Annotated in this window: 11 protein-coding genes; 10 read left to right on the top strand and 1 reads right to left on the bottom strand. The window is 40.1% G+C overall.

Translation table 11 applies throughout. The features are described from left to right. Nucleotides 1-116: 116 nt before the first annotated feature. Nucleotides 117-776: a hypothetical protein gene (locus MKX65_RS10255; RefSeq protein ID WP_340903522.1), complete on the top strand. Its 660-nt coding sequence runs from the start codon at nucleotides 117-119 to the stop codon at nucleotides 774-776. Between the two features lie 297 nt (nucleotides 777-1,073). On the opposite strand, the gene MKX65_RS10250 is transcribed toward MKX65_RS10255, so the two are convergent. After that, nucleotides 1,074-1,325: a phage holin family protein gene (locus MKX65_RS10250; protein ID WP_119708441.1), complete on the bottom strand. Its 252-nt coding sequence runs from the start codon at nucleotides 1,323-1,325 to the stop codon at nucleotides 1,074-1,076. Between the two features lie 198 nt (nucleotides 1,326-1,523). On the opposite strand from MKX65_RS10250, the gene MKX65_RS10245 reads away from it, so the two are divergent. The 9 genes from MKX65_RS10245 to preA all read left to right on the top strand — a co-directional run bounded on the left by MKX65_RS10245 (nucleotide 1,524) and on the right by preA (nucleotide 13,716). Continuing rightward, nucleotides 1,524-1,667: a YvrJ family protein gene (locus tag MKX65_RS10245; RefSeq protein ID WP_340903521.1), complete on the top strand. Its 144-nt coding sequence runs from the start codon at nucleotides 1,524-1,526 to the stop codon at nucleotides 1,665-1,667. A 219-nt stretch (nucleotides 1,668-1,886) separates the two neighbouring features. Further along, the gene (locus MKX65_RS10240) at nucleotides 1,887-2,087 is read left to right on the top strand and encodes a cold shock domain-containing protein (protein ID WP_160546036.1); all 201 of its coding nucleotides are present in this window, start codon (nucleotides 1,887-1,889) and stop codon (nucleotides 2,085-2,087) included. A 149-nt stretch (nucleotides 2,088-2,236) separates the two neighbouring features. After that, nucleotides 2,237-3,376, top strand: coding sequence for an exonuclease SbcCD subunit D (locus MKX65_RS10235; RefSeq protein ID WP_340903520.1), 1,140 nt, complete (start codon nucleotides 2,237-2,239; stop codon nucleotides 3,374-3,376). Nucleotide 3,377: 1 nt separating this feature from the next. Continuing rightward, nucleotides 3,378-6,515, top strand: a complete 3,138-nt coding sequence (locus MKX65_RS10230; protein WP_340903519.1) for an SMC family ATPase — start codon at nucleotides 3,378-3,380, stop codon at nucleotides 6,513-6,515. Nucleotides 6,516-6,781: 266 nt separating this feature from the next. After that, nucleotides 6,782-8,662, top strand: coding sequence for a selenocysteine-specific translation elongation factor (gene selB, locus MKX65_RS10225; protein ID WP_340903518.1), 1,881 nt, complete (start codon nucleotides 6,782-6,784; stop codon nucleotides 8,660-8,662). Nucleotides 8,663-8,715: 53 nt separating this feature from the next. Then, nucleotides 8,716-9,696 (top strand): STAS domain-containing protein, encoded by a 981-nt coding sequence (locus MKX65_RS10220; RefSeq protein WP_340903517.1) that lies wholly within the window; start codon nucleotides 8,716-8,718, stop codon nucleotides 9,694-9,696. Between the two features lie 400 nt (nucleotides 9,697-10,096). Further along, complete coding sequence (locus tag MKX65_RS10215; RefSeq protein ID WP_160546031.1) at nucleotides 10,097-10,981, top strand: nitrilase-related carbon-nitrogen hydrolase; 885 nt, start codon at nucleotides 10,097-10,099, stop codon at nucleotides 10,979-10,981. Between the two features lie 42 nt (nucleotides 10,982-11,023). Continuing rightward, the gene (locus MKX65_RS10210) at nucleotides 11,024-12,397 is read left to right on the top strand and encodes an NAD(P)-dependent oxidoreductase (RefSeq protein ID WP_340903516.1); all 1,374 of its coding nucleotides are present in this window, start codon (nucleotides 11,024-11,026) and stop codon (nucleotides 12,395-12,397) included. Between the two features lie 32 nt (nucleotides 12,398-12,429). Then, nucleotides 12,430-13,716 carry an NAD-dependent dihydropyrimidine dehydrogenase subunit PreA gene (gene preA, locus MKX65_RS10205; protein ID WP_340903514.1) on the top strand — a complete coding sequence of 429 codons (1,287 nt, stop codon included), beginning with the start codon at nucleotides 12,430-12,432 and terminating at the stop codon, nucleotides 13,714-13,716. Nucleotides 13,717-13,731 lie beyond the last annotated feature (15 nt).

Genomic DNA, 13,731 nt, shown 5'->3' with positions numbered 1-13,731 from the left:
TTTTGTTTCAAGTTTTTAAAAATTGTAATAGGCTTGTAATATTTTTACCAAAATCTGAAACTTTTTATCTTCGAAATCGTCTAATAGTTATGGAGTTATTTTTAGGGGGGAGTCATTTGAAAAAGAAAGTATTGACCGTTATTTCGCTGCTCTTCGTTGTAATTGTTGTTAGTTTTTCACGTTTTTTAGATGTTGGTGCAAATGTTACAGGCGATCAGGAATCATCACCAAATGTAAGCCATGATGTTCCAAAAAGAGCAGAGGTCTCCCTAGGAAAAACAATGGATAACGAGTCGGCTTTTTTAGTTGCTTCCGAAGAAGAAGAGGTGATCGAAGTAGTTGCGGTTGTTTCAGAACCAGCTGCAGAAACCACGGAGGTCGTGAGCAAAGGGGAAGAAACACAGGTTCCGGATTCAGTCGAGTTGTTTGGATCAACATATGAGAAAATTACAGATGAAAAGTTTTCTGTTTATATAAATGTAGCGAGTGAATTAGGGGCAGGTTTTTATGCCATCCCAAATAGTGATGTTTTTGCCATGGTAAAGAATGGGGAAGTTGTATTTCAGATGTCTACAGGACTTAAAGCAGTTCCTAAGGCAAATGTAGAATTACTAGTAAGCATTTTTGAAAAAACAGGAGAGTTTAACCTAGTGGGACCTATTGCCGACGATATACGAAAAGCGGCATCCACGGGGGAAACGATTAGTGTGGAAGGTGAGAACTACACCGGATATAGTGTATTTGTTCAGGACGAATGGATTCTCGTATCGTTCTAATATCATAAAAGGGCCGCCTAAATGGGTGGCTTTTTTCATTGGAAAAGGATTTTGCCTCCGCATATCAAGCAGCCTATCCATATCTCATCCAGGGGGGAGTGGATGGGAATAAAATCTTGTTATTCCATTCCTTATATACCCTCACATATTTAAAATAAAACCAAAAAGAAAAATCAATGCAGCACTGTCCACCCCAGACGGACAAAAGCGGCAATTCTGTCCACGAGCGGTGTCAGACACCCTAAAAAGACACTTACCCTACATTTGTCCACGAAGGGTGTCTGACACCCTTTTTTGTCACCCTTTTTTGATTGTTTGTTTGACCATTTGGTGGCCGAGTACGGCAATTCCGGCTGCGATGATCGCGTTAATTACTCCTGTGTAGGAAAAACCCCAAGCAATGACTCCGAATACAAGGGAAAACCCTAATAAGACCCAAATAATTGACCAGTTCGGTACGCTAGGTGTACGTTTAAGTGCAAATCCAAGAACCCAGAGAGCTGGTACTAGCATATAGTAATTTTCATTTAAAAATGATGCTAAGTCCATTATTCTCACCTCCTAATCATGCTACTAACATGATATGAAGGCTTGTCGGTGTTGGTTTGCATTCATGTCCTCCATATGAAAAATTATTATTTCAAAACCTGTCCAAATCACTACATAAAATATATATAGAGAGTAGAAGGATACTAGAGATAAAAAACACCCATACCTTCATATTTAATAAGAAAGGAGCTGAGGCTAGTGGAACAGCTTATTGCGTTCATTAGTGATGTCGGATTTCCGATTGTAGTAACTTTATATTTGCTTCATCGGGTAGAAGCAAAATTAGACGCAGTCGTCCAATCCATCCAAAGTCTACCTGACCGAATTCGCGAAATCACTTAATGTTAATTTTCCTAACTTTCTAAATTTTATAGACAATATAGGTCAAAATTTATTGACAGAAATAGGCGATGATGCTAAATTTAGGGTAACCGTTCTGCACCGTGTTAGAGTTTTTGTACGACTTTGTTCCACGTTTGGATGCGTAATGTTTACAAATGCTATACGTTGTAAATGGTAATTTAAGGCATGGCTTTCAACAGCCAGTAGGGGGATTTTGAGATGAAAAACGGAAAAGTAAAATGGTTCAATGCTGAAAAAGGTTTCGGTTTTATCGAAGCTGAAGACGGTAACGACGTATTCGTTCATTACTCTGCCATCCAAGCTGAAGGCTTCAAAACACTTGAAGAAGGTCAAGAAGTATCATTTGAAGTAGTAGAAGGTGCACGAGGACCTCAAGCTGCTAACGTAACAAAAAAATAATTCCTATAACCTTTCAAGCAGTTTTAACCACTTGCGGTTAAACTGCTTTTTTATTTGCTGAAAATATGAACTTACAAAAATATGTAAAGAAAAACGAATGCACGTTCTGTTATAATAGAAAAATACACTAAACAAACGAGGTGGAAGGTTTGAAATTTATTCATACAGCGGACTGGCATTTAGGAAAGCTCGTCCACGGTATATATATGACGGACGACCAGAAAGAAGTATTAAACCAATTTATCCAAGTGGTTGCTGAGGAGCAGCCCGATGCGGTTGTCATTGCAGGAGACCTATACGATCGTTCTGTTCCACCAACTGAAGCGGTTGAACTGCTCGACCAAGTATTGTTCGAAATGAATGTAGGTCTAAATATTCCCATCGTGGCCATCGCCGGGAATCATGATAGTGCCGAACGTTTATCCTTTGGAACCTCCTGGTATCGAAATAGTCAATTATACTTAACAGGGAAACCTGAAGCAAACTTTCAACCTGTACAAATAAATGGGGTGAACTTTTACTGTGTCCCCTATTCAGAACCTGGAATTATTCGCCAATTATTAAATGAGGAAAGCATTCATAGTCATCAGGAAGCAATGAAGAGGATCATTGGAAAAATAGAAGAGCAGTTAGACCCGAACACACCAAATGTATTCGTCGGACATGCCTTCGTCTTAGGAGGAGAGTCATCGGATTCTGAACGGTCCTTATCTGTAGGAGGATCCGGTTGTGTCTCACAGGATTTATTTACTCCTTTCCATTATACAGCCTTAGGTCATTTGCACAGTCCTGATGCTATTAAACATGATAAAATCTTCTATTCTGGATCTCTATTAAAATATTCCTTCTCAGAAGCGAAGCAGAAGAAATCCATTCAGATCGTAGAGATGGATGAAAAAGGTGATTTTACCATTCGTTACCGTTCCTTAACACCCAAACAGGACATGCGTGAACTCGTTGGATACTTAGATGAACTTTTGGATACGAGCTTTTACGAAAAACAAAAGGTCGATGATTATTTGAGTATTACGTTACTAGACGAAGGGGCATTACTTGATCCGATCGGAAAGCTTCGTCATGTCTATCCAAATGTCCTTCATTTAGAAAGACAGACCGTGTTAAAGGATATGAAGGAAAAGAAATTACTCAATGTGATCGGTCAGGAAAGGAAATCGGAACTTGATCTATTTGAACAGTTTTATAAAGAAATGACTTCAGAAGAATTCTCGCCTGAAAAGAAAAGGATTATGACAGGGGTCATCGAGAGTGTCTTAAAGGAGGAACTATAAAATGAGACCTTTGAAGCTAACCATGCAGGCATTTGGCCCATACTCTCGTACAGAGGTGATTGACTTTTCCGAGCTTGGAAACAGAACGATGTTTGTCATCTCTGGGAAAACAGGGGCAGGAAAAACAACCATTTTTGACGGAATTAGCTATGCCATCTATGGAAAAGCGAGTGGGGAAGATCGAAATGGTCCAGAGCTTCGTAGCCAATTTGCCGACAACGATACATTAACAGAGGTATCATTGGAATTTCTTCTTCGAGGCAAAACGTATGAGATTAGTCGTTCTCCTCAACAAGAAAAGAAAAAGGCACGGGGTGATGGGGTTACCTCAATTGGCGCAAAAGCTGAGCTGTATGTATACGATGAGGATGGAACGAAGCAAATCGTCGCATCTAATGTTCGTGATGTGGATGAAAAAATAAAACAAATCATGCTGATTGACAGCAATCAATTCCGCCAAATTATTATGATCCCACAAGGGGAATTTAGAAAGTTATTAACCTCTGATAGCAAAGAAAAAGAAGCCATCCTGCAACGCTTATTCCATACTCAGCTGTATAAGAAAATTGAGGAAAAGCTAAAAGAAGAAGCCGCTTCTTTAAAAGCAGCTGTAGAAAAACAGCTTGCAGACCGTAACCTTGCGATTCGAAAAATACACGCCTTGTTTACAGAGGATTTAAAAGAGTATATGGAAGCGGGCAGTACAAATGATCTTGTTATTGTACCGGCATTAATAGAAGAAATTCAAGCAATGACAGAGCAAATCTCGTTATTTGAAAAAGAAATATCGGAAAAAAATCAACAGCGTCAAGTAGAGCAAAAAAAGCTTTATGAGGCAGAAATCGTTATAAAACAGTTCGAAGCAAAGGAAAATGCCCTTCAGAACAAGCTGCGCCTTGAAAGCCAAAAGGAAATGTTTGAGAAAAAAAGGCATGACGTAGAATTAGGAAAAAAAGCGATATTCTTGCTACAGCAAGAGCAACTATGTTCTAGGTTAAAAAAAGAACTAACCGCTTACGAAACTCAAGCGAATGACTTGGAAGAAAAGCAAAAGGCATTGTTGGTTCAAGGGCAAAAACTTGAAGAAGCATGGCAAGCCGAAAAGGAAAAAGAACCTCAAAGAAGAGCATTAGAGGAAGGAATACACAAACTGAGATCCTTAAAGGACGATGTACACTCTTATGCGAAACTTGAAGCTGAAATCCGCGACCTTCAACTACAATGTAAAAAACTGGAAGAGGACAAGACAGTAGCGGAAAAAAAGGGAACAGAAATTGAACATCGTCTTAAATTATACGCCCAGAAAAAAGAAGAAATAGATGCAAGCAAACTTGTTTTTCTAGAAAACAAAAACCTCCTTGAAGAGTTAAAGCGTGAAGCAGATCTAATTTCTTCGCTAGAAAAACAGAGGGAAAACCTGTTAACTTTAGAAGAGAAATACAATCGAAAACAAGCGGAGTTTGAGCGAACAATTGCACGCTACTTGGATTCCAAATCTCTCGTGGAAGAACTAGAAAACAGCTGGATGCATGGACAAGCTTCTATACTAGCCAGTAAGCTTCAAAACGGTGCTCCTTGTCCAGTTTGCGGGTCAGAACACCATCCAAAACCGACTCATCTGGAAGATAAAACCATTCCAAATGAAGCCGATTTGAAAGCTGCGAAACAACAGCTTGAAGTATTAGAGAAAGAGAGAAACGAAGGACAGTCACAAAGTTACAAGTTACAATCGAGCGTGGAAGCCTCCACACTATTAGTCTCTCAAACACTAGAGTCTTTACAAGCGAGTAAGCCTGATTTTTCAATTGAGGAACTATCTACTTTCAAAGAGACCGTTTTAAGTAAGAAAAGTGATGTCGAGGCGGAGCAACTAAAATTACAAACAGGTCTTGAACAGCTGGATACAATTGTGGAGGGCCTAAAGAAACTAGAAACAGCAAAGGCGGAATGGACACTGAAGGCCAAAGAGCTAGACGAATCCTACCAGGAAGCTAGACTCTCGTTCGTTGAAAAAAACAGCCATTTTACTAGACTTCAAGAAACAATTCCTGAAGCACTTCGTTCAGTTGATATGTTCGACCTAGAAGTAATCCGTCAGCAAAGCCAGTTACACGAACTCAACACCAAGCTTGAACAGGCACAAATAGCACTACAAAATTCTAAAGTTTCCCTTTCCACGATTGAAGGACAGCTTCAGTCAGTCCATCAGTCAAAGAAGACGAAACAGGACGAGCTTCAAGTGGAGCGAGAAGTGTTTAAGGAAAAACTAGAACAACAAGGCTTTCAAAACTATAAGCAATATGAAACAGCAAAGCGCTCCGAAGTGGAACTTCAACAAATGGAAACAGAGATTACACACTATCGTGAGTCACTTCGCTCAGCAACCGATCGCTACACAGAATTAGAAGGACAATTAAAGGATGTACCCATGCCCCATCTTCAAGAATTAACTGACCTCATTGATAAAATGACTCAGGAAATTAAAGAGATTGATGATCAAAAGAGTGACTTAAGCTTTAAAAAGCGAGAAAACGAACAGATATTAGAAACGATTTATTCCTTGAACAAAGAAATGAAGCAAATGGAAGAACAGTACAAAATAATTGGTAATCTTGCCGATATTTCAAAAGGCAACAATAATCTACGAATCACATTTGAGAGATATGTACTTGGTTCTTTTTTAGACGACATCTTAAGAGAAGCGAATGGACGATTGCAAAAAATGACGAGTGGAAGATTCCAACTTCTTCGAAAAATGGATAAATCAAAAGGGAACACACAAAGCGGACTTGAGCTCCTCGTCATTGATTCATATACGGGTCAAGAACGTCACGTAAAAACATTATCTGGTGGAGAGAGCTTTAAAGCCTCACTTTCTTTAGCACTTGGACTAGCTGATGTTGTCCAGAATTATGCGGGTGGTGTTTCCCTAGAGACGATGTTTATTGATGAAGGCTTTGGTACGTTGGACCCAGAATCACTTGACCAAGCGATTGAGGCACTCATTGACATTCAAAGTAGCGGACGACTAGTTGGGATCATATCACACGTACCTGAGCTAAAGGAACGAATTGATGTGCGACTAGAGGTTGTTGCTAGCCAGAGTGGAAGTACTACTCACTTTCAATTTATTAATTAACCAAAACCAGGAGTAAATTACTTTACTCCTGGTTTTTAGATTATTAGAGGAATAAAATAGTAATAATTGGTATGAATGTTCAGCTTATCCAAGGTGAGCATTGGAATCATTCTATTACAATTCTATTACAATTCTATTACAATTCCATTACAGTTTTATTCCATATCATAATGGGAAACGGCAGGTAACCATACACCAAAAAAGTTGAGCAATTAACATTTTAAAGATAAAGTAAAAGAGTGGAGAACATTAAAGTAGGTGCAAACATGGAAAAACGATATTTTACAATAGGCATGGCTGGTCATATTGACCACGGAAAAACAACACTCACGAAGGCACTGACCAATGTTGATACCGATCGTTTAAAAGAAGAAAAAGAACGACAAATTTCGATAGAACTAGGGTTCGCCCCCTTATATGAGAGTGAAAATATACAAATATCAGTAATTGACGTTCCGGGACATGAGCGATTTATTAGGCAAATGATTGCTGGGGTGGCAGGTATCGATTTGGTCGTTCTTGTCGTCGCAGCAGATGAAGGAGTTATGCCACAAACAAAGGAGCATCTTGAAATACTCGGATTTTTAGGAATACATTCAGGTATTGTTGCGATTACAAAAATGGACAAGGTCGATGAGGAATTTTCAGAATTAGTAAAAGATGATATTTATGAAGAATTAAACGGTACGGTCTTTGAAAACTCTCCTTACGTCCTTGTTGACAGCCTTTCACATAAAGGAATTGACGAACTTAAATTACAAATTATAAAAACGCTAGAACAGCAAGACGTTCGTGATACAAAGGGACCATTTCGCTTGCCAATCGACCAAGTATTCACCGTAAAAGGACAGGGAACGGTTGTAAGAGGGACCCTGTATGAAGGGGCGGTTGAGGAAGGTCAACTTCTTACGATTATGCCTCGAGGAATTGAAGTTAGAGCAAGGCAGCTTCAGGTTCACCACGAACCAGCTAAACAAGCGTTCGCTGGTCAAAGAGTAGCGATTAATTTATCAAACGTATCTAAAGAGGAAATTGAACGCGGCGATGTACTTGTTTCCTCCGAGCATTTTAATATCACTCGTACAGTTGACGTTGCCATCCACATGGTAGAGGACCTTGAATATCTGGTAAAGCAAAGAATGCCGATTAAATGTCATATCGGAACGGCCGAAGTGATGGGAAGAATTGTATTTTTTGACCGTAATGAACTGAAAGCTGAAAGTGGGGAAATCCTTTGTCAATTAAGACTCGAGGAGGAAATCGTCACAAAGCGTGGAGATCGTTTTATTTTACGCAGACCTAGCCCACAGGAAACGATCGGCGGGGGCTGGGTTATCGATCCTAAAGGTGAGAAGTACCGTTTCGGACATCAAACGATTGAAGAGTTGGCGAAAAAGAAAGAAGGGTCACCGGCCGAACGCTTAACTGCCGCGTTAATCGAGGCCAAGAGTTTGTCCATCGATGAACTCATTAAGCGGACCTCTCTCGATCAGGAGGAAGTTTCTCTTGCTCTTGCTGGGGAAGAATTTATCCACTACTCTAGCAAGGAATACACCCTACAAGCCATCATTAAGGATGTTGAGGAAGAATTGTTCGATCGTTTAAATGACTACCATAACCAGTTCCCACTACGCAATGGGGTCAATAAAGCCGAGCTCCTACAAGGCTTACAAAAATGGTATCCGAAGTCGTTAGTCGAATATGTAATTGAACAAGGGTCTGCTACGAATCTGTTTCAGAGAAAGGGACAATTTGTTTCCTTATCCTCTTTTACTCCTCATGTTCCGCCTAGTTGGATGAAACGAACAGACAACCTATTAAATGATTTAAAAAGAGATGGTCTTCAAGTAAAATATTTACAGGAATATATTAAAGGAGCGGGAATTCCAGACGCCTTAGTCGAGGACGTTAAAAGATATTGGATCGAACGAGAAATGATTATTTCTCTTGACGAATCCTATTACTATCATGGAGAGGTTTTTACAGAAGCAGTGAATAGGCTTAAAGCTGAAACGAATATAGAGTTTGATGTAGGGAAAGCAAAAGAAATACTCGGATTATCAAGGAAATACATGATTCCTTTTTTAGAGCGATTAGATGAGAACCAAATCACAAAACGAGTTGAAAACATGCGAGTGTGGTTATAAATGTAGCATCATATTTATGTTGCTACGATCGCGATTACATAGGGGGAAAATGAATGCATAGAAATAAAGAGCTACATAAGTTTTTACTTGATAAATCTTGGCAGCTAACAGAAGACTGGTATGCTTCCTTGGATAAGAGTGATCCTGCCGGAGTGTATTCTTCCAAGGATCCTGAAGTCATTGAAAACTTAAAACAGCAAAACTATCGTTTTCACTTACAGCTTTGCGAAATATTTATTAAAGATGAAGAGCAATTCACACAAGACATACAAAATTGGATACTAGAAATTGTTAAGGATGAACCACATTTCCAAACTCCTAACCATTTTACATTACGAGAGTTTTTTAGAGTACAAGACCAGTATCTAGATTTTCTTCAAGAGTTTGCGACCATCCATGAGGGGACATATGACCGACACTCAATAAATGTATGGAATCGTATGATTATTAAAGCCTTTAAGCTTGTGATGCTACGATTTGTTGAGGAATTAAATGAATATACTGAGAGCCGCCTGCGTGCACAGCAGGAATTAATAAATGAATTAGCCTCTCCCGTTATCGCTATCGATAATAACGCTGCATTATTACCATTAACTGGGGAAATTGATACAAATCGATCCAGGTTTATTATAGAGAATACTTTGTTGCAATGTTCCTCAAAAGGAATAACCGTGTTGTTTATTGACCTTTCTGGGGTCGTAATGATCGACACAATGGTTGCCCACAAGTTATTTCAGCTAATAGAAGCACTTGACTTAATCGGTGTGAATACCGTTCTTTCTGGGTTGCGCCCAGAAATCGCCCAAACGTCAGTCCAACTGGGCCTAAACTTTAATAAAGTCAAAATCGTGTCCACCCTCGCCAAAGCTCTCGCAACCGCTAAGCTGGTGACAGACACCCTTCGTGGACAAATCACAGGTATTTGTCTGCCTGAGATGGACAGTTTCAAAACCACTTCTTCAAAAGGAAGTGGTTTTTTATATGATAATAAAAAGGACGTAATGATATCTAACAAAATAGTTCTCAGTCACTAGGTTGTAAGTATTATAATGGGCTTAATTCAATTTTTGTTACATAATTTCACACAACATATTCCACTATGACAAATACTCTTCTTGTAAAAAATATTCTCTACTACCTTTATAGAACAACTCGTCAAAATATCTCACATACTCCAGTCAAAATTAACAAAGTGACTAGCTATTGGCTAGAAGGATTTTACATAATGTATCATGCGATGGAAAACAAGCAATTGTAAAATTAATTAAAAGTTTAGATTTTTCTGCATTCAGTATAAAAATAGGAGGGATACTGTCCATTTACAAGAAATATAATGTACAAGATGTACATGAAGAATCCATGCTCCTATGCTATTAGTTTTTATATTTCAAGAAAAATAGAAAAGTATTTTTGGGATTAGGGGGAATAAAGAGAATGGCAGATCAAGTAACCATTGGTTTAATTCAGGCAAGCAACGACGTGGATGGAAAAGAGCCCGTTGAGGTTCATAAACAAAAAGCCATCGAAAAACATATCACTCTCGTTCGTGAAGCAAAGGAAAAAGGGGCACAAATTGTTTGTTTACAAGAAATCTTTTACGGACCCTACTTTTGTTCTGAGCAAAATACAAAATGGTATGATGCGGCAGAGGAAATTCCTAATGGTCCCACAACAAAGCTATTTCAGGAACTTGCGAAGGAACTGGGAGTCGTAATTATTCTTCCAATCTATGAGCGTGAGGGCATTGCCACTTATTATAATACGGCAGCTGTCATTGATGCGGACGGTGCTTATTTAGGAAAATACCGCAAACACCATATCCCGCATGTGGCTGTAGGTGATCAGGGTTATGGCTTCTGGGAAAAATACTATTTCAAGCCTGGAAACTTAGGATACCCCGTATTTGATACCGCATTTGCAAAAATCGGAGTGTACATTTGTTATGACCGACATTTTCCAGAAGGTGCTCGAGTACTAGGACTTAATGGAGCAGAGATTGTGTTTAACCCTTCCGCCACAGTTTCTGGAACCTCCGAATACTTGTGGAAGCTTGAGCAACCTGCCCATGCAGTTGCCAACGGTTATTACGTGGCCGCTATCAATCGGGTTGGCTATGAAGGTCCATGGAATATGGGCGAATTTTATGGCCAGTCGTACCTCGTTGATCCAAGAGGAAGCTTTGTGGCCATGGGTAGCCGAGACAAAGATGAAGTAATCATTGGAGTAATGGATAAAAAAATGATTCGAGAAGTAAGAGATGTTTGGCAGTTTTACCGTGATCGACGTCCGGAAACGTATGAGAAAATGACCTCAATTTAGATAGCAAGAAAAAAACAAAAAGCTTAGAGGGGGTATTTACATTTGAGTACGGTAAAACAATCGAGAATTTCCTACGATCATATAGCTGCTAACTTTCAGGAGGTCCATCCCGGACTTTCCAATCGAGAGGCGGTAGAGGAAGCAAATCGCTGCCTTTATTGCTATGATGCACCTTGTATTACAGCCTGTCCAACAGGGATTGATATCCCAACCTTCATTAAAAAAATAGCCTCAGGAAATATAAAAGGTTCCGCAACCACCATCATGTCAGCCAATCCAATTGGCGCAAGCTGCTCCCGTGTCTGCCCAACAGAAGAATTATGTGAAGGCTCATGTGTACTCAACCATTCTACTAAACCAATTATGATTGGAAACCTACAACGATATGCTACCGATTGGGCTATGAAAAATAATCAAATTCTTTTTAAAGCTGGTAAGAAAAACGGTACTAGGGTTGCCATAATCGGTGGTGGACCTGCCGGACTATCTGCTGCGAGAGAGCTCGGTATCCTCGGCTATGACGTTACCATTTTTGAAGCAGCTGAACATGCTGGCGGATTGAATACGTACGGTATTGTCTCGTTCCGACTGCCAAAGGAAGTATCGTTCTGGGAAGTCGAACAAGTGGAAAGTGTCGATGTGAAAATTAAGACAAACACAAAGGTTGGCATCGACATCTCTGTCCAAGAAATTCTAGAAAACTATGATGTGGTTATTTTAGCGATTGGCATGTCTAGTGTTCCTAATATAGGAATTGAGGGTGAAGATTTACAAGGAGTATATGATGCGATTGAGTTTGTAAAACAAACGAAAACAAGTCCTATTACTAATGAGTTCCTTGGAAAAAAAGTCGTTGTTATCGGCGCCGGTAATACGGCAATTGACGGCGCGACTTGTTCTGTTCGACTCGGAGCTGAAAATGTAAAGATCTTATACAGAAGAACTCTCGAGGAAATGACTGCGTATGACTTTGAATATGAATTTGCTAAGCAGGATGGAGTCGAGTTCAGATGGTTAACCGCACCCGTCAGAATTATCGGAGATGAGCTTGGGAATGTAAAAGCCATCGAATGTATTAAGATGGAACTAACCGAAGCAGGTGAGGATGGTCGAAGGAAGCCTGTTCCGGTAAAAGGATCTGAATTTCAATTAGAAGTGGATGCTGTTATAAAAGCGATTGGCCAGTCTAGATACGTAAATCTCATCGAGGAGATGAACCTCGAGCATGATGGTGGAGTCGTTACTATTAACGAAAACACATACCAAACCTCCAACAAAAAAGTATTTGCTTGTGGAGATGTTATTTTCGGAAAAGGTCAAGGAGAAGCGATGGTTGTTTCCGCAGCACAACAAGGAAAGAAAACTGCACACGCCATCCACCAAATGATTAACAAAACCGTATCTGAAACCGCCTAATCAAGGGCTACTCAATTCAAGGAGGTATGATGATGGCAGATTTACGTATCAACTTGGCAGGGATTCAATCCCCGAATCCTTTCTGGCTCGCTTCAGCTCCCCCGACAAACTCTGGATACCAAGTGCAGAGAGCCTTTGAGGCGGGTTGGGGTGGCGCTGTTTGGAAAACGCTTGGAGAACCGATTCTGAATGTTTCATCTCGATTTGCTGCTGTAAGCTTTAATGGGCAAAGAGTGGCAGGCTTTAACAATATTGAACTGATCACCGATCGACCACTTGAGGTGAATCTGAAGGAAATCGCGGAAACCAAAAAGAAATTCCCCAATCACGCAATCATTGCTTCTCTTATGGTAGAGCCCAAACAAGAAAAGTGGCATGAGATTGTCAAAAAGGTAGAAGCAATAGGTGTAGACGGGTTAGAGCTCAATTTTGGTTGCCCGCACGGAATGGCAGAAAGAGGAATGGGATCAGCCTCTGGCCAAGTACCTGAGCTAGTCGAAAAACAAACGTATTGGGTAAAGGAAGTTGCCCAAACACCCGTCATTGTTAAGCTCACGCCGAATATTACCGATATCACCGTTACAGCTGAGGCAGCAACAAGGGGTGGTGCCGATGCCATCAGTATGATCAATACCATCAATAGCTTAGCTGGTGTCGATATTGATACTTGGAACACCATTCCTCATGTTGCTGGTAAAGGAGCGCACGGCGGATATTGCGGACCCGCAGTAAAGCCGATTGCTTTAAATATGGTCGGTGAATGTGCGAGAAATCCCCATATTAATGTTCCGATTTCTGGAATTGGTGGAATCTCAAACTGGAGAGATACCGTGGAATTTTTGTTGATGGGAGCGACAGGCGTCCAAGTGTGTACAGCTGCCATGCATCACGGCTTCCGAATTGTTGAGGATATGATTGAAGGCTTAAACAATTATTTAGATGACAAAGGAATCGCTTCGGTCATGGATATTGTGGGGAAATCTGTGCCAAAATACTCTGATTGGGGAAATCTGGACCTTAATTATAAAATCGTTGCAAGAATTAATAACGATGTATGTATCAATTGCAATAAATGTCATATCGCGTGTGAGGACACTTCTCACCAGTGCATTGATATGTTAAAAGGAGCAAATGGAGAAAGTATCTTACGAGTACGAGAAGAAGATTGTGTAGGTTGTAATTTATGCTCGATTGTTTGTCCTGTTGACGGTGCAATTGACATGGTTGAACTACCAAACGAGCTGCCACCTATGACTTGGAACGAAAGGCAAGCAGCACTAGGTGCCATAGCTTGTGATGCAGACATTATAAAAAGATAGATCATTAAAGGAGGA

The organism is Robertmurraya sp. FSL R5-0851, from assembly GCF_038002965.1.
In the GTDB taxonomy this organism is placed as follows: domain Bacteria; phylum Bacillota; class Bacilli; order Bacillales; family Cytobacillaceae; genus Robertmurraya_A; species Robertmurraya_A beringensis.
The sequence above is the reverse complement of the archived record's forward strand: the minus strand, read 5'-3'. Positions and strand labels throughout refer to the sequence as shown.

Excerpts from the sequence above, each read along its gene's own strand:
- MKX65_RS10230 (WP_340903519.1), top strand. The coding sequence starts at position 3,378 with ATGAGACCTTTGAAGCTAACCATGCAGGCATTTGGCCCATACTCTCGT.
- MKX65_RS10215 (WP_160546031.1), top strand. The coding sequence starts at position 10,097 with ATGGCAGATCAAGTAACCATTGGTTTAATTCAGGCAAGCAACGACGTG.
- MKX65_RS10240 (WP_160546036.1), top strand. The coding sequence starts at position 1,887 with ATGAAAAACGGAAAAGTAAAATGGTTCAATGCTGAAAAAGGTTTCGGT.
- MKX65_RS10220 (WP_340903517.1), top strand. The coding sequence starts at position 8,716 with ATGCATAGAAATAAAGAGCTACATAAGTTTTTACTTGATAAATCTTGG.
- preA (WP_340903514.1), top strand. The coding sequence starts at position 12,430 with ATGGCAGATTTACGTATCAACTTGGCAGGGATTCAATCCCCGAATCCT.
- selB (WP_340903518.1), top strand. The coding sequence starts at position 6,782 with ATGGAAAAACGATATTTTACAATAGGCATGGCTGGTCATATTGACCAC.
- MKX65_RS10250 (WP_119708441.1), bottom strand. The coding sequence starts at position 1,325 with ATGGACTTAGCATCATTTTTAAATGAAAATTACTATATGCTAGTACCA.